Below are 16,498 nucleotides of genomic sequence, written 5' to 3' on the forward strand. Positions count from 1 at the left end.
CAGCATATCCTTAGCAGGACGGGGTTCGCAAGCCATGCGCGTCAAGCTAAAAACGGCCAACCCACATCATGCTCTTTCCCAAGCTCCAGTTTGGGAAAGACACACCGGAAGCTAGAGCTTCCTGAACAGGTTACCCAAGCTGGAGCTTGGGTAACAGCATATTGTAGTTTTTGCGACTACGACTAGCCCCTGCTCGGACACTTGGCTTCGATAAGCTGAAGCATCTTGCTAATCAGCACTTATTTTGACTACTTTATTGATAAAAGAACAATATTCGTCAACTTGCATTAAACGATTCGGGCTAAAACGCCCTTTCATTTATTACTGTGAAAGTTCGTGGATTCGGACTCCTTATCTAATTTTTCGATATGAAAAATAATGCCGGTTCCGAGGAGGGTGCGGTTGCTCGACCGACAGGCGTCGGCGGCAGGGCAGATTTTTGCTCCTGGAAAATCTGCATTCACGCCATCCTTGGCGTTCGAGCCGCCGTCGAGCCTACAGGGACGTATTCACGGCGTCCTGTCGGGCGAGTGACCGTACCCTCCCCAACCAGAGAACTTTCATTTGCCGGGGCGATGGCTAGGCCTTCATGAACGTTACTGTGAAAGTTCGTAGATATAGACCCTTTATCTAATTTTTCGATATACGGCGCTCGACAGAGCAAATGCCGGTTCCGGAGAGGGTGCGGTTGCTCGACCGACAGGCGTCGGCGGCAGGGATAGCCGCCGTCGAGCCTACAGGGACGTATTCACGGCGTCCTGTCGGGCGAGTGACCGTACCCTCCCCACCAGAGAACTTTCATTTGCCGGGGCGATGACCAGGCCTTCATGAACGTTATGGTAAGTAAGCAATTAATTCTTTAATATGCTAGCTTTGTAAATCAATATAAGAAAAAGCGATTTTTGCCAATGTAAATCGCCGAAATCATTTCTTGATAACCAATCAATGCAGAGTCGCCATGGCCACCGATATTGACATTTTAAGAAACAACGGTTTATTCAGCGAATTGAACGACGAAGAGCTTACCGCTCTGGCAAAACTGACCCAAACCCGGACATTTCTGAAAAACTCGTTGATCTTATGCGAAGGCGATACTTCGAATGCCATGTACATCATACAAAAAGGCAAAGTCAACATTACCGTAACCAATGAAGACGGAAAAGAAATGATTCTTTCCACGTTGCAAGCGGGAGATAATTTCGGAGAATTGTCCCTACTTGACGAAGCCCCACGGTCGGCAAATGCCGTCGCCCTCGAAAAATGCGAATTGATCGTTTTGCACAAAGCCGAATTCGTACAACTACTGACTCAAAACTCTGCAATCGCATTGGCGATCATACGTTATCTATGCGAACGGGTAAGGTTTTTGACGAGCCTAGCCCATGGCTTGGCATTATTGGACGTCTACGGACGGCTCGTTAAACTGATACAAAGCCTGGCCGAACCGAATCAAGAGGGCCAATTAGTCGTCTCAATACCGTTGACCCACAAAGATATCGCGATGCGGGTCGGCTCGTCGCGAGAGATGATCAGCCGAATACTGAGCGAATTGGAAAAAGGCGGATACGTCTCATGCGAAAACAAACACATCAAAATCAACAAAAAATTACCGTCGGCTTGGTGACGACTTAGCGAAACCCAGCCTTAACAAATGTAGCACCTACGGTATAAGACAACGAATAATTTAAAAAACGCGTCATTCCGCCAGGAATTGGCGGAATCCAGTGCCAAGAATGGCTCCGATACTCTTGCGGGACGGGTTATTTAACCCGTCCCCAACGTTTCGGTTTGGCCTAAGTGTTTGAGCTTGCTTAGGCCACGGTTTAAACGTTTCGAACGGGGTTTGCAAACCTTGTCCTGCCAAAATTTTGATCTGAGATGGCTATACATCAACGCACAAACGAGACCACTTACCGGTCACTTCCAAGGAGCCGATCATGGCTGATTCTAACGAGCGCAACCGAATCGAAGAAAACCGAGGCGATCTGCCTCCCTGGTGGTTATGGGGTCCCTATGTCGGCGAAAGATCCTGGGGAACCGTCCGCGAAGATTACAGTCCGGATGGCGATGCCTGGCGTTATTTGCCCCACGATTTGGCGCGTAGCAAAGCTTATCGCTGGGGCGAAGACGGCTTGGCCGGCATCTGCGACCGCTATCAACTATTGGTTTTCGCCGTCGCCTTATGGAACGGACAAGACCCGATTTTAAAAGAGCGCGCGTTCGGCCTCAACATGTGGGAAGGCAATCACGGCGAGGACGTCAAGGAATATTATTTCTATCTCGACAACACGCCGACACACAGTTACATGCGTTATCTATACAAATATCCGCAGCGCGCCTATCCCTACGAAGCGTTGGTTCGGGAAAATCAAGCCCGGGGCGGACAAGGCCCCGAATACGAGCTGCTCGATACCGGACTATTCGACGAAAACCGCTACTTCGATATCGAAATCGAATACGCCAAGGCATCGCCCAGCGATATTTGCATCAAAATATCCGCAACCAACCGGGGACCCGACAACGCACCGCTACACATACTCCCCCATCTGTGGTTTAGAAATACTTGGGCCTGGAGCGAACCGCGCAAACAGGCGCCGGAAATTAAATTAATCGATTCTCCGAATTCACCCTATCGTTGCATATTGGCCGATACCACCCGGCTAGGTGCACTACCCGGCCTGCTTTTCCCTTACCGCTTACCTAATTACCATCTATATGCCGAAGGCGACTGCACGCCGCTGTTTACCGATAACGAAACCAATACCCTTAGAGTCTACGGTACCGACAATACGCAGCTTTACACCAAAGACGCGTTTCACCGCTACCTTATCGATCGGGAACCGTGCCTTAAACCCGACAATTCCGGTTCCAAAGCCTGTTTGCACTATGCGTTCGATATCGAGGCGGGCAAAACGGCCGTAATTCATCTGCGTCTAAGCGAGCAACTCGTCGACGAGCCGTTCCGGGACGCGGAAAGCTTAATCAAACAACGCAAATCGGAAGCCGATGCATTTTATCGAACGCTTCATCCCGAGCTTGCGACCGAACAAGAACGCTTGGTGCAGCGGCAAGCATTGGCCGGCTTGCTGTGGAGCAAGCAGACCTATTTATTCGACGTGCGCAAATGGCTCGACGGCGATTTGCCGAGCGCACCGCCGCCGGAATCGCGGCAAACCATTCGTAACCGGCACTGGCGGCATCTCAATTCGATGCGCGTGCTGCTAATGCCTGACAAATGGGAATACCCCTGGTTTGCCGCTTGGGATTTAGCGCTTGCCAGCATACCGATGGCATTGATCGATCCTCAGTTTGCCAAAGAACAGCTATGGCTGATGTTATTCGAACAATTTCAGCATCCGAACGGTCAGATCCCGGCCTACGAATGGGACTTTTCCGATTTGAATCCGCCGGTACACGCATTGGCGGTCTGGCGCGTTTACAACATGGAAAAGCGCTTGCACGGCCATGCCGACCGCGACTTTCTGGAGCGTTGCTTTCATAAATTAATGCTCAATTTCACTTGGTGGGTCAACAAAGTCGACAGCCAAGGCAATAATATCTTCGAAGGCGGATTCCTGGGTCTGGACAACATTTCGGTCGTCGACCGCAGCCAACCGTTGAACGGCGGCCAAACCCTCGAACAATCCGATGCAACCGGGTGGATGGCGATGTTCTGTTTGAACATGATGCGTATCGCCTTGGAACTCGCGTTGACCAACCGCACCTACGAAAGCCTTGCGACCAAGTTTTTGGAACATTACATTTACATCGGCGCCGCAATGAAAAACATGGGCGGACGCCACTACCAACTTTGGGACGAAGACGACGGCTTTTTTTATGACGTGCTCCGGCATCACGACGGGCATTTCGATAAGTTCCTGGTCCGCTCCTTGGTCGGGCTGATCCCGTTATTTGCCGTCGAACGCCTCGAAGCCGATTGGATCGCCCCATTTCCGTCGTTCCGGGCCAATCTGCAATGGTTCCTGACGAACCGCAATCAATTCGCGCAGTTCAGTTGTCATCCCGTCGAACGGAACGGCCAAACCAATTATTTATTGAGCATTCCGAATCAAGCGCAAATTAAACGCATGCTGGAACGCGTCTTCGACTGTAACGAATTCTTATCGCCGTTCGGTATGCGCAGCCTATCGAAATTCCATGACGAAACCCCCTTCGAGTTCGGGGCGAACAGCGTCCGGTATGAGCCGGGAGAAGCCGAGTCCAAATTGAAAGGCGGCAATTCGAACTGGCGCGGTCCGATCTGGTTTCCGGTCGGTTTCTTAATGGTCGAATCGCTACGCAAACTGGATAAAGCCTTGGGCCCCGAATTTAAGATCGATGTCATGTTGGACGATAAACCTGCTTCGCTAACTCTAGGTGTACTGGCCAAAGAATTGGCGGACCGCATGATCAAACTTTTTCAGCCGGGCTCCGATGGACGTATTCCCGCTTTCGGGGAAGACAGCCGATTTCATGACGACCCGCATTGGCGGAATCTATTGCTGTTTCACGAATATTTTCATGCCGAAACCGGCAAGGGTCTGGGTGCATCTCATCAAACTTGGACAAATTTAGTGGCTGCGATGATCGACGAATGGAGACGCGAAGAGTAAAGCTATGAATTCATTTACGAACCGATGTGAATTGTAGGTTACGCACAGCGTACCCTTATGTTTTGATGTTGGTGTAGTATTAATTTAATCTATTAACAAGAACATAGCATCGTAGGGTACACTGCCATTAAGTTGAAGGAAACCCGTCATTCCGCCATGGATTGGCGGAATCCAGTGCCATGAATGGCAGGCTTTTGATGCGCATTCGAACATGAATGCCAGCATTACTTATTACGTGTCGGCTTAACTTAATGGTAGTGAGTCGTAGGGTACGCTTCGCGTACCTCTTTTAGTTTTGGTGAGCGTTGTATCCCACAATCTCCAAATTTCGGCATTGGCGTAATTGACTTATGAATACCACTATAACCAAAAAAAGCACGTCCCTGTGTCATACGGTAGTCCATTAGGTCTTTTTCCTTACAGTAAATTTGTCTTTGGCGACGTTCATTCAAAAGCCGGTGTTTAGGGTTCTTCCTTAAAAGCTTCTTTCCTGCCGGATAATCCAGGAGAAAATGTGGAATTGAAAGAAGCCTGATCACTTAAGAATCGAACCGTTAGCGAATATCGATCGAACCGGTATTCGCGACACTGTCCCTGCCGATCGCTTGGGTGTTGGTCAACGTATTTTTAGACGCATTGATTACGGTGGATTTTTCGACTTTCGACCCGACCACGTTGATAGAACCGGTGCTCGCGGCGCTATTGCGGCCGATGGCTTGCGTGTTGGTCAACGTGTTTTTCGATGCGTTGATCAAGGTCGATTTTTCGATTTTGGAACCTTCGGCCATTGCCGATCCGCTGAAGACTGCGACCAATGCGACTGCTGCTACTGTGAATTTTTTCATGACGTTTTCCTCTTGAGTTTTAAGTATTGGGTTTTCTGTTACGGTTTTACTGTATCGTTTGGTTGTTTGTTTTGCGGTGAACCGCTCACACTAAAATTGTGAACTATTCACCGCTTCTGCTTTAGCGAATGTCGATCGAACCGGTGTTCGCGACGCTGTCCCTGCCGATCGCTTGGGTGTTGGTCAACGTGTTTTTGGACGCATTGATCACGGTGGATTTTTCGACTTTGGAGCCGACCACGTTGATGGAACCTGTGCTCGCGGCGCTGTTGCGGCCGATCGCTTGCGTATTGGTCAGCGTGTTTTTCGAGGCGTTGATCAAGGTCGATTTTTCGATTTTGGAGCCTTCGGCCATTGCCGATCCGCTGAAGACTGCGACCAATGCGACTGCTGCTACTGTATATTTTTTCATGACGTTTTCCTCTTGAGTTTTAAGTATTGGGTTTGTTTGCCACGGTTTTAATGTACCGTTTGACTGTTAGTTTTGCGGTGAACCGTTCACGCTAAAATTGTGAACTATTCACCGCTTCTGCTTTAGCGAATGTCGATCGAACCGGTGTTCGCGACGCTGTCCCTGCCGATCGCTTGGGTGTTGGTCAACGTGTTTTTGGACGCGTTGATCACGGTCGATTTTTCGACTTTCGAGCCGACCACGTTGATAGAGCCTGTGCTCGCGGCGCTGTTACGGCCGATCGCTTGCGTATTAGTCAACGTGTTTTTCGATGCATTGATCAAGGTCGATTTTTCGATTTTGGAACCTTCGGCCATTGCCGATCCGCTGAAGACTGCGACCAATGCGACTGCTGCTAATGTATATTTTTTCATGACGTTTTCCTCTGATTATTAATGGATGATGTTGGGTTCAACCGTGCTGTTGAACTTGGGTACAGTATCCCGATTTGGAGAAGAAAACGCGGTGATCGAGTAACGCCGGTTCTGTGATTTATTCACGAACCGGATTCCAATGAATCATTGGTCGTTGTGTTTAATCGATCGGATTGACGAATCATAGAAAAAGTAAATTTATTCTGATCACAGATCTTTCAAATTCAGGTGCGCCGTTACTCGACCCAGGTTGTGATTTAATTGAACCAATGTTTTTTTGAGTGCAAGTCGTAATTTGGAGTTGCTAAACTGCGCATTTTTTCAGGATTGAGAGAATGGCTGCCGAAAAGAAATCATTGGCCCGCTACGGGTGGTTGTCATTCATTGCGGCTATATTGACCATCGGACTGAAGAGTTATGCTTATTGGCTAACCGGTTCGGTGGGCTTGTTGTCCGATGCGCTAGAGTCGTTGATTAATCTGGTCGCTGCGGTGATTGTGTTGATTTCATTGAACATTGCTGCTCGACCACCGGATGAATCCCACTCATACGGCCACGATAAGATCGAGTATTTTTCCAGTGGCGCCGAGGGCATGATGATTTTGCTGGCGGCCGTCAGTATCGCATACACCGCTTGGGAACGCCTGCTGCATCCGGAGCCTTTGCAGCAACTGGATGTCGGTATCGCCATTTCCGTGTTTGCGTCGTTAATCAATCTGGTTGTGGCTAAAATTCTGATTACGGTCGGTCGTAGCCGGCATTCAATTACTTTAGAAGCGGACGGTAAGCATTTGATGACCGACGTGTGGACCACAGTCGGAATTGTCCTAGGTATTGGCTTGATCGCGTTGGGTAATCGGTTTCAGTTGACGCTGGATTTTGCCGAGCAAATAGGGATGCCGGGTTGGGAGATTCTCGATCCGGTGATTGCGATTTTAGTGGCAATCAACATTCTATGGGCAGGATTGCATCTATTGCGCCGCACTATTTCCGGATTGATGGACGCTACGCTACCGGAGGAAGAACTAGCGGAAATTGTAGGGGTATTGGAGCAATTTATCGCTTCGGATCAAATTGCCTACCATGCTTTGCGCACTCGATATGCCGGCGCGCGCCGTTTCATGTCGGTGCATGTGTTAGTGCCGGGGCAATGGTCTGTACAGCAAGGCCATGATTTGCTGGAAACCATAGAACATCGAATCAAAGCTAAATTCGACCATATCGATATAGAAACACACCTGGAACCGATAGAAGATGCGGCTTCGTGGCAGCATTAGGCAAGGAGTGTAGTAAATACCATACATGAGCTTCACCTCTTAGATCATCAAAGGTCTGCTCGACCTGCATGTATTTGATGTCCTCGACATCATTACCCGCCAAGTAAGATGCAATCCTCTGCTCAGCATCAATCCAATATTCTGGTGTCATTTTGCCCCTACTTGCTGACTAAGGGGCGTGCCGCTGAAGAAAGCCAAGAGAAGCCGCCAACGGGCGGCGTGTCCCTTAGACCGTTGTGTTAGGCCAAATTATAGAGATGGCTGGTGCTCTCGGCTTGCGTGCCAAAACGCAAGTACATGAAGGAAACTGCCCTCAGCTTTGTAGTAACTGAAGTACCCTACGCGACTGAGAAAAAGGCGGCGAACGCCAACGGTGCGAGAACCTTTATATTTAGCGCCGATGCCTGGTTGTTCGGCCAACAAAGCCACTGCCTCGCCAAAGTCTGTGGCGATAGCGTTTGGAACGCTGGGGCGGTTTACCGACCACCACTCAGATGCCTTGCGAATCTGGTTTGCTGCTCGTGCGGCGATTCTTATCCGAAGCGCCATGCTCAATTATGCGCGGGAAGAGACTGCAATAGTTCTTCCAAGCTTACATATTCACCACGTTCAATTTCAGCCATGGCCGCAAGTAGTTCGTTTTCTTGGGCCTCAGTAAGTAAAAAGCTTTCGTCAGAACCGCGCGTAACGACGGTTACCACGGCACCCTCGGTAAGAGAGACCCCTTCCAGCACGATTTTTCCGTTGACAACGGTTCCGGTAGCAACTTGCATAATATGAATGATACTCCGAATTGCTCAATTAAGTTGTTTGCATAATGATACCACCACCTTGCTTACCAAACTCAACGCTTCAATCAACCGACGCGTTAGCAGTAGGCTGTTTTGATTTGTTAAACGTTACCACAGCAATTCCCAGTTTGAGCCGTTTCGCCGATTTTAGGGTGTGGGGTATGCCTGTCGAGGAACGCCGTAAACCCATCCATGGGGGCTTGGCGGCAGCTCGAATACGCCAGCGGTCAGCGTGCGACGATCATCGGCAAACCGTCGCCCAATTTTTTCCGTGCGGCGCTGACCGAATTGGAATTGCCGCCCGAACGCGTCGCGATCGTCGGCGACGACATCGATTCCGACATCGGCGGCGGTCAAAATACCGGCCTAATCGGTATTCTGGTGAAGACCGGCAAATACCGCAAAGCCTATGCGAACGCCAGCCGCGTGATGCCGGATTTGATCATTCCGTCGGTCGCTGAGTTGCCGGCTCGATTGCCCATTGAGATCGCCGGTTCTTAACATTCAATTCGGACGCAAGCTTGGCTAAGCTGCGCGCTTCCCTTCCCTCTCGATTTTTGGACTTCCTTGCGCCGGGCCATACTGCAAAGAGCGAATAAAAAAAGCTATGTTAGCATTAATAGTTGAAATTAATACTACGCCAATGTCGAAACTTTAAGACTGTAGGGTACGCTGTGCGTATCGCAGGAAACCCACCCGCTGCTTAATGTGCCTTAAATAACTGGGGTCAGGTTCGGGTTAAATGATACTGAATGCTGAATTGGCCTGCGTTTAATTTTTACCTGACCCCAGTTTTCCTCAGTTTTCCTCAGTTTTCCTTAAGGATTTTGCCAATACCCTTATTCTTCTTTACAGATTCTTTGCGATAGCTTTTTTTTCTTCTACAGCCACCTAACCTCCTAATTTTTTGGCGTAACGTAAAGCTCAGCGGTGTAGCTCTAGCGGAGTCTTCTGGTGCGTTGGTTTAGACTAGAAATTTAAGTAACTCTCCAACTGTCATGCCAATATCCTTAGCGATTTGCCGAAGTAAAACTGGCGAGATATCACGTCCTGCATGAAATGGCACTGTTGTGCATCTACCGTCAGGATGACGGAATTGTTTATGTGAGCCGCGTTGCCGGATTTCTGTAAATCCTAATATTTCAAGCAAAGCCACAACTTCGCGAGGTTTAAGAACTGGTATGTTTCCCATGCTTAAGCAACAACTACATTTTGAGTTCCAACAAACTCGGCTTCCAGTATTGGCTCGCCATCCTCAAGTAACATTTCAATGACTTCCCGAAGATTTTGATTAAGCTCATCCAATGATTCCGCTTGGCTATGTGCACCTGTAAATCCAGGAATGAAGCCCACGTATAATCCGGTATCGCGACATTTTTCAATAATAGCCGTGTAATTTTTCATATTGATCTAACCTCTTTGAATATCAATTGGAATCCAAGCCGAATTTCCCTCACTTGGATTTTATGAACAGAATTTCGTCATGTAATCAGTCGGATTTATATCATTATCGCTAGTTTTCAAATCATCAAACATTAAGTGTTCCAGATCTAGCGGCCCAATAGCTCCAAATACGAAGCGCTCAATTCCGGCGTCTTTAAGCTTATTCGCAAATTGAATTTTTATTACGAAAGAATGCCGAATAATAATATCGTGTGGCCCCTGCCATAAGGTCGGCGACTTGAAGAGCAGGATATTGTCTTGAGTTTCCAGAGCGAAATTCTTTAACTTTTAAAGGAACCGTAAATTTCCTTTGACCATAGCCCACTTCTTCAGGAGGAATCGAACTATCCATCATTTTCATAAAAATGGGTTGCGACGCTGTAATGGGTTTTGATTCGTCATAGATAATGATAGGCGCTTCATCTAGCTGTTTTTCCCATTCAGTTAAATGACAAAAGAACAGACTAATGGCGGGGTCTATAGCGTATTTTTTGTCAATGCCGTTGAGAATATCATCTATAACACGCTCCGCATAAATGTAATGAGCAAGCATGGATTTATGCTTCTCATCTGTGCAGTTATCGTATAGCACTTTAGCGCTATTAAAAAACTTACTTTTAAATTCGCTGGATTGATTTCTGACCATCTCAACAAAACTGGCCAGAAAGTCATCAAATTGTTGTTCGCCACAAAAATGTGGTGTCAAATACCAATGTAAATTGGCTAATACAATATTGCCGCTATTTTTATAAATATCGATTCCATCCCTACGCATAAGCGTTTCTTCTATGCTATCAACAAGTTGAGTAATTACATTGAAACGCTTATGTACAATCATCGTTTTTACACATTTTTCAGAGTGCATTTGCGAATTAACAAAATCCAATATTTTTCTACGTCCTGCTTCACTGCTTTGAAGACTACTGAATTTCGCTTCGGATGCTTGATGGGATGAAACTAAGTGTAAAAGCTCTGAACATTCATCTGGATTGTAATCTACCGAGGCAAGCGTAAATATCGGTTGATTAGCATCTAATAAATGAGAACCGGTATTATGTGACTCATCGAAGAAAATTATTGGTGTTGTCATTGGGTAATCGTTTAGCCCCCCATCACTAAAAAAGTAGCATCTCCCGTTAAAACATGAAAAGCTATAGGACATGACGTTGAGCGACCGAGACCTTAGCCAAATGGACACGGACTATCTGGATGATTTGCCGGAGGGTGAGTTGCGTCCATTGAGTAAGCAACTGTTGGCGGATCTCAAAGAAGCCCGAGAACGACTCAAACAATCCCCGGATACGAGTTCGCGTCCGCCGTCATCCCGGGAGCCTTGGCAATCGAATCAATCCAGCGCCGAACCGTCGGAAGAAGCGCCGGCAACGGACGACTTGTCGGCACTGGATTCGTCTGAGTCTTCGTCAGATGACTTACCTAGCCAGGACTCGGCAACACCTCCGGCGGCGACCGGTGATAGCGGAAAGCCTAAAAAAGCCGGGCGCCAAGTCGGTAGCCCAGGCTATAGCCGCAACCTGACCTTACCGGTGACACGGACAATTGAGCATCGCCCGGATTGCTGCGCCGCGTGTGGGCAATCGTTTGCCGACAACACCGACTATCGACCCTGGAACGCCCGGTTCGAACTGGAGCTTGAAGTCGGCAACGCCGAATCGCCGAAATTACAAATCGAACATAGCCGACATGACTACTTCTCGGCGACCTGTCCCTGCGGTCATCAAACCCTTGCCGAGCCCGGGCGAGGCGCCGACGAAGACGGCTGGAGCGTAGCCCTGAGCGAATGGCATCTGTGCGGCCCCCGGCTGGTCAGTTTTCTGGTCTATCTCTCATTGTCCCTACGGGCATCGCGCCGCAGAATCCAAGCCTATTTGCGCGATTGGCTGGGAATCTACCTCAGCACCAGCACCATTAATCAATGCATTCATGAAGCGGGACGTGCCGTTGCGCCGGTCGTCGACGAGCAGTTGATCGCGGAACTCAAGGCCGCCGGCCTCTTACATATCGATGAAACACCCTGGAAAGAAGCCGGGCAGTTATTTTGGCTCTGGGTCTTTGTCAGCGCACAGACGGTGATTTATCAAGTGGGCAAACGCCATCGTCTCGTCGTGAACCAGCTCTTAGGGGAAGCGTTTTGCGGCTTACTGATGACCGACGGCTACAGCGTCTATCGCATCTTTCCTAGGCGCTTGCACTGTTGGGCGCACTTGGTGCGCAAGGCCCGAGCACTGTATCAGTGCCTGGATAGCGAAGGACAAGCTTTCGGCGAAGCCTTGTTATTGGCCATGATCCTGTTGATGCGCAACATCCACCGACTCCGCGAATCGCCGCCGGATGCCGAATCCTTATGGGCGCAGAATCAACAGTTGCTGACCTTGCTGCGCTCGCTCTGCGAGACGCACCGAGACATCGCGCATGTTGACAGCCGACAATTAGCCGGCGAATTTCTCAACGATTGGGAGGCCATCGTGCGCGTGGTCGAAACGCCGGCGCATCCATTGACCAACAACGTGGCGGAACGCAGTTTGCGGCACTGGGTATTGCTGCGCAAAATCACCTTCGGTTCGCGGACGGCACAAGGCAGTCGCGTGGTTGCCTTGCTGGCGAGCGTGATTGATACCGCGCGTTTGAGAGACCTGAATCCTTGGGAGTTTATTGCTCAAACACTGGCCGAACGCCGTAAAAACCAACCCGTCCCTCGTTTGCCTATGCCGGTTTTGGCGTGATAGGAACAGGGGGGGGGCTAAACGATTACGTCATTGGATATATCATGGGGAAGAGATGCCTGGTTTTAACTCACCAGATTGAAGCTTAGCGATTTTTCTTTTAATTCCTAAAATTCTGACAAAAAAATAGTTTTATCTTTTTACAACAACCGAATAAATTCATCTGCTGGCTTATCATTTTTCATGGAATTTGCGTCATAGCATGGCGCGACAATGTTTTTGTAAGAGTTGTTTCCAAAACCTACTTGCGGAATGACGTGATCTAGATAGCAATTTTGGGTGGTTATCTTGCGGCCAGTATAGAAACAACGACGCTTCTCTCGAGCCAATATACTACCGAGGGGCCACCGGTCTCTCGTTACGGTCAATTGGCAATCACTGAATCGTTATTCGGCATCGTACAAATGCAGAAAAACAATCGTCTTTTGCATTTCTCTATTTACCCTCTGTGTCTGGATAGTTCCCACGGCGGAACAGTTCTCTATAATTTTACATTACGAATCAATGAAATATAACTAATCCTGGACAAACTTACATTTTTCAGATATAAAGCATCCTGACATTCTATGTTTGGGATACAGGCTTTGAACCTTCAAGAGATCATCGTACAGCCAGCTCAGTCGGAAGAGCGGGAACGTTTTCAGTCATTAATGAAGGCACACCACTATCTGGGCGCTTTACCAAAGATCGGACATACCTTGTGGTATGTCGCCAGCTATCATAATCAATGGCTGGCACTCATCAGCTTTTCCGCCGCAGCCTGGAAATGTGCTGCGCGTGATCAGTGGATTGGTTGGAGCTATCGGGTTCAATATGATCGCCTTCACCTGATTGCTAACAATAGTCGCTTTTTGATTCTCCCCGAGCACCATTATCCTAACCTTGCGTCCCGGGTTCTTTCCTTATGTGAACGGCGAATTTCTCAGGATTGGCAGCAACGCTTCGGTTACCCCTTATTATTGCTAGAAACTTTCGTTGATCCTCAGTTGTTTCATGGCACGATTTATCGTGCTTCTAACTGGGTGCATGTCGGCGATACCCGTGGTTACCGTCGGATTCGCCAAGGCTATAGCCCTAGCGCTCAACAGCCCAAGCAGGTTTTTGTTAGACCCTTGGAAAAGCGCGCTCAAACTCACTTGTCGCAACCTATGCTTAGCCCCTGTTATGGCTATGGAGCACCAAAAATCATGCTAACCGCCGATCAAATGCGCACTTTACCAGAGTTCTTTCTTGATATTCCTGACCCGCGGCGTAAGCAGGGACAGCGTCATTCTCTGCCGTGTATTCTGGCTCTTGCCACAGCTGCCGTGCTCTGTGGAATGGAAGGCTATAAAGCGATTGGCAGCTGGGCGGATGACTTAGGCCAAAAAGCGCGAGCCCGTTTTGGCTGTCGCAAACGCAATGGGCGTTATCAGGTACCCAGTCGCACCACCTTTAGAGAAACCTTAATTAGCGTCGATCCCGCACAACTCGATCTTGCGCTGCAAGGCTGGAACGAACAATTCGCCGAAGCCGACGAAGGCTTGGCCGTCGACGGTAAAAACCTGCGTAACGCGATTGATGAAGACGGTCGTCAAACACACATCCTGGGCGTCGTCGGGCATCAGACGGGACGCTGCCACACTCAAAAAAAGTCGGTGCTTTGCCTGTAGAGGGAAGCGATGAACTCAAACAGACCAACGAAATTGGGATGTTCATCCCTGTTATTGATACCTTGGCGGATATTGCCGATAAAACGATCACTGGCGACGCCCTTTTAACACAGCGTAAACTGGCGCACTATCTGGTCGAAGACCGGCAGGCCCATTATGTATTTACCGCCAAAGACAACCAACCCACAGTCGCCCAGGATATTTCGCCTGGCCTTTGAAAATCGCCAAGCGCCTGACTATAGCGAGCCCTACACCTTAACGCATGGTCGTATTGAGTCACGCTCTATTTGGACGTCTACGCTCCTGAACGACTACCTTGATTTCCCTTTCGTCGGGCAAATATTTGCCATACAACGCCACACCATCGACAAAAAAAGCGGCCAAGAAACCTTTGAGATGGCTTACGGCCTAACCAGTCATTCGCCGATGAGCGCCAATGCCGAACAAGTGCTCAAGTTCAATAGAGATCATTGGGGCGTTGAGAGTCATCATTACCTACTGGATTGGAATTGGAATGAAGATCGTTGCAGGATAAGCAAAGGCCATGGACCTGAAAACATAACCTGTCTGCGCAGATTTGCCGCAGGGTTGATTAAGTCCATGAGTAAAGACAGTGTGGCAGCCACTATCGAAAAGCTGGCGCGTAATGTACGACGGGTATTCGATTACCTACGCATGACAGAGAATTCGAGAAAGGTTATATTGCGACACCAAAGTCAAGATGTTTAGAACGGTTTCGCCGTGGCCGTGGGATAGTTCCACTTGACCTTGACGTAAACAATGAGGCTGAAATTTCGAATATTTGATAAATCTGCAAAATTCCTTTTGAAAACCTCCACTAGCCTTTCGATAACTCAATTCAAACCCGAATTGTTAGCTTCTTAATGACTCTATGGGCCATGATGCGGAAAAATCTCTTTTTGAAACGAATCGAGGAATTTCCCAGCAATTCCCAATTTAAAACCCTGATAAAATAAGGGGCACTTAAAACTAATCAATCGCAACATTAATAAAGCCATCGGTAGATACAAATGGACTTGGAAATAATTGACTTGATACGTCGCACCTTCGAAGACTTAGGAACGAGCACGAAATAACTTGAGCAACTTATAAAATTACCGCTTCAGGCATGGCGACATAATTCCATTGCCTCAGATGCTTATCAAATACAATTCGCATGGATTCTTTAAAGCCCTCCACAACTTTTCTGCCCGTTTCATAAACCTTGTTAAAAATACAGGCAAAGACATTTAATCCCGCTTTTGTTGTTGTCTTTTCAATTAACTCTTTCATAAAGACATGGCTGATTAAAATCATGCCGGATAATTCACGAGTAATATGAGGAAATACCCGGTGCTCGATGGGATTCCATTTAGAGGTGTACGGAGGATAATGCGCTATCCGTATTTCAATGCCTATTTCTGCCACTAATGCCTGCAAATCCTGTTTGAAAATATAGTGTCTGGATGAGTTACTGCCACCGCCATCCATCAGCAATAAAATGGATGTTGCCAGCGGATAGTAGAGGTTGCCATAGGTGTACCACCAGTGACGAATCGAATCACAGGAAAACTCGCTGGTGTCACGGCTTGTCCCAATGTTGACGTAGGCTTCGTTGCGCTCAGTNTCATAAAGCGNATGAGGTACGGCAACGCCTTCGGCTAATGACGGAAAGTCATGATCATAAACTTCAACTGTTTNAGTGGTATAGANCTTGCCATCGCGAAACAGATTACCNATCAGCTCCTTTTTCTTGGTATCCACGCTGATGACAGGATTTCCCGCNGNCGTATATAAAGCTCTCAATTGACTGATATTCTCAAATTGCGCATTACGATTTACATGCCCGCCAGCCGCTTTCTTTTTCAAGGCCTTACGCTTCACATAATCATTCTTTTTTAATAATTTTCTGACAATATTGCGACTGACTTTGAAACCCTNTTCAGCCAATAGANAGNCNATTTTGGCACACGTCAAATTAGTCCATTTTTTCGTTTCATCCATCGGGTCGCCTGCCGTATGCTCTTTTAAAATAGACAGAAACACGTCATTAATATTCGTTTGTTTTTCAATAGCTTGTTTTCGACCACCACCCGCTTTTCTATCCCGTTTTTTGGGGATAGTTGCCTTCTCTTTCAGTTCATTTATCCCTCGTCGGATGGTATTGCGAGAACAGGAAAACAGCTGAGCAATATAGCTGATGCCGCCATAAGGAAATTTTAATGCTTCAACCCCCGCATACAAACGCTTATCTTTTTCGGATAGACGGTCGAACACTTCTTGCATTTGTTTTTCAATTTCTATTGGGTAA

18 protein-coding genes are annotated in these 16,498 nt (G+C 48.0%); 8 read left to right on the forward strand and 10 right to left on the reverse strand.

Annotated features, from left to right (window positions below; all coding sequences use genetic code 11):
- Nucleotides 1–958: 958 nt before the first annotated feature.
- Nucleotides 959–1,624, forward strand: a complete 666-nt coding sequence (locus tag METBU_RS0115105; protein WP_017841427.1) for a Crp/Fnr family transcriptional regulator — start codon at nt 959–961, stop codon at nt 1,622–1,624.
- A gap of 313 nt (nt 1,625–1,937) precedes the next feature.
- Entirely contained in the window at nt 1,938–4,613 is a 2,676-nt protein-coding gene (locus METBU_RS0115110) for an MGH1-like glycoside hydrolase domain-containing protein (protein ID WP_017841428.1), read from the forward strand.
- 554 nt (nt 4,614–5,167) lie between these two features.
- Here METBU_RS0115110 and METBU_RS0115115 read toward each other — a convergent pair.
- The 3 genes from METBU_RS0115115 to METBU_RS0115125 form a co-directional block, all read right to left on the reverse strand.
- A complete protein-coding gene (locus METBU_RS0115115) occupies nt 5,168–5,458 on the reverse strand; it encodes a hypothetical protein (RefSeq protein ID WP_017841429.1) in 291 nt (96 codons plus the stop codon).
- Nucleotides 5,459–5,579: 121 nt separating this feature from the next.
- Nucleotides 5,580–5,870 (reverse strand): hypothetical protein, encoded by a 291-nt coding sequence (locus tag METBU_RS0115120; RefSeq protein ID WP_017841430.1) that lies wholly within the window; start codon nt 5,868–5,870, stop codon nt 5,580–5,582.
- A 122-nt stretch (nt 5,871–5,992) separates the two neighbouring features.
- The gene (locus METBU_RS0115125; RefSeq protein WP_017841431.1) at nt 5,993–6,283 is read right to left on the reverse strand and encodes a hypothetical protein; all 291 of its coding nucleotides are present in this window, start codon (nt 6,281–6,283) and stop codon (nt 5,993–5,995) included.
- Nucleotides 6,284–6,618: 335 nt separating this feature from the next.
- Here METBU_RS0115125 and METBU_RS0115130 point away from each other — a divergent pair, with 335 nt between their 5' ends.
- Nucleotides 6,619–7,560 carry a cation diffusion facilitator family transporter gene (locus METBU_RS0115130; RefSeq protein ID WP_017841432.1) on the forward strand — a complete coding sequence of 314 codons (942 nt, stop codon included), beginning with the start codon at nt 6,619–6,621 and terminating at the stop codon, nt 7,558–7,560.
- A gap of 249 nt (nt 7,561–7,809) precedes the next feature.
- Here the strand turns inward: METBU_RS0115130 and METBU_RS29235 are convergent, their stop codons facing one another.
- Nucleotides 7,810–8,109: a type II toxin-antitoxin system RelE/ParE family toxin gene (locus METBU_RS29235; protein WP_017841433.1), complete on the reverse strand. Its 300-nt coding sequence runs from the start codon at nt 8,107–8,109 to the stop codon at nt 7,810–7,812.
- Between the two features lie 2 nt (nt 8,110–8,111).
- The gene (locus tag METBU_RS0115140; RefSeq protein ID WP_014146562.1) at nt 8,112–8,333 is read right to left on the reverse strand and encodes a transcriptional regulator; all 222 of its coding nucleotides are present in this window, start codon (nt 8,331–8,333) and stop codon (nt 8,112–8,114) included.
- A gap of 210 nt (nt 8,334–8,543) precedes the next feature.
- On the opposite strand from METBU_RS0115140, the gene METBU_RS0115145 reads away from it, so the two are divergent.
- A complete protein-coding gene (locus METBU_RS0115145) occupies nt 8,544–8,852 on the forward strand; it encodes an HAD hydrolase-like protein (protein WP_017841434.1) in 309 nt (102 codons plus the stop codon).
- Between the two features lie 463 nt (nt 8,853–9,315).
- Here METBU_RS0115145 and METBU_RS29240 read toward each other — a convergent pair whose 3' ends face one another.
- The 3 genes from METBU_RS29240 to METBU_RS0115155 all read right to left on the reverse strand — a co-directional run bounded on the left by METBU_RS29240 (nt 9,316) and on the right by METBU_RS0115155 (nt 10,884).
- On the reverse strand, nt 9,316–9,543 hold the full coding sequence (locus METBU_RS29240; RefSeq protein ID WP_083877746.1) for a type II toxin-antitoxin system HicA family toxin: 228 nt from the start codon (nt 9,541–9,543) through the stop codon (nt 9,316–9,318).
- Between the two features lie 2 nt (nt 9,544–9,545).
- Complete coding sequence (locus METBU_RS0115150; protein ID WP_017841435.1) at nt 9,546–9,755, reverse strand: type II toxin-antitoxin system HicB family antitoxin; 210 nt, start codon at nt 9,753–9,755, stop codon at nt 9,546–9,548.
- Between the two features lie 199 nt (nt 9,756–9,954).
- A complete protein-coding gene (locus METBU_RS0115155; protein WP_017841436.1) occupies nt 9,955–10,884 on the reverse strand; it encodes a DUF3800 domain-containing protein in 930 nt (309 codons plus the stop codon).
- 100 nt (nt 10,885–10,984) lie between these two features.
- Between METBU_RS0115155 and tnpC the strand changes: the two genes are divergently transcribed.
- Nucleotides 10,985–12,535 (forward strand): IS66 family transposase, encoded by a 1,551-nt coding sequence (tnpC, locus tag METBU_RS0115160; RefSeq protein ID WP_017841437.1) that lies wholly within the window; start codon nt 10,985–10,987, stop codon nt 12,533–12,535.
- A 140-nt stretch (nt 12,536–12,675) separates the two neighbouring features.
- Here tnpC and METBU_RS29245 read toward each other — a convergent pair whose 3' ends face one another.
- A complete protein-coding gene (locus METBU_RS29245; protein WP_083877748.1) occupies nt 12,676–12,903 on the reverse strand; it encodes an HNH endonuclease in 228 nt (75 codons plus the stop codon).
- 216 nt (nt 12,904–13,119) lie between these two features.
- On the opposite strand from METBU_RS29245, the gene METBU_RS25360 reads away from it, so the two are divergent.
- The 3 genes from METBU_RS25360 to METBU_RS27610 all read left to right on the forward strand — a co-directional run bounded on the left by METBU_RS25360 (nt 13,120) and on the right by METBU_RS27610 (nt 14,916).
- Nucleotides 13,120–14,187 (forward strand): Druantia anti-phage system protein DruA, encoded by a 1,068-nt coding sequence (locus METBU_RS25360; RefSeq protein ID WP_235726418.1) that lies wholly within the window; start codon nt 13,120–13,122, stop codon nt 14,185–14,187.
- Nucleotides 14,178–14,405, forward strand: coding sequence for a hypothetical protein (locus tag METBU_RS27605; RefSeq protein ID WP_138767047.1), 228 nt, complete (start codon nt 14,178–14,180; stop codon nt 14,403–14,405). The genes METBU_RS25360 and METBU_RS27605 overlap by 10 nt, the downstream gene beginning before the upstream one ends.
- A 178-nt stretch (nt 14,406–14,583) precedes the next feature.
- Nucleotides 14,584–14,916: a hypothetical protein gene (locus tag METBU_RS27610; RefSeq protein ID WP_017841440.1), complete on the forward strand. Its 333-nt coding sequence runs from the start codon at nt 14,584–14,586 to the stop codon at nt 14,914–14,916.
- Between the two features lie 378 nt (nt 14,917–15,294).
- Here the strand turns inward: METBU_RS27610 and METBU_RS0115175 are convergent, their stop codons facing one another.
- Nucleotides 15,295–16,473 (reverse strand): ISAzo13 family transposase, encoded by a 1,179-nt coding sequence (locus METBU_RS0115175; RefSeq protein ID WP_017841441.1) that lies wholly within the window; start codon nt 16,471–16,473, stop codon nt 15,295–15,297.
- Between the last annotated feature and the right edge of the window lie 25 nt (nt 16,474–16,498).

It is taken from the genome of Methylotuvimicrobium buryatense 5G (assembly GCF_000341735.1).
Taxonomy (GTDB): Bacteria; Pseudomonadota; Gammaproteobacteria; order Methylococcales; family Methylomonadaceae; genus Methylotuvimicrobium; species Methylotuvimicrobium buryatense.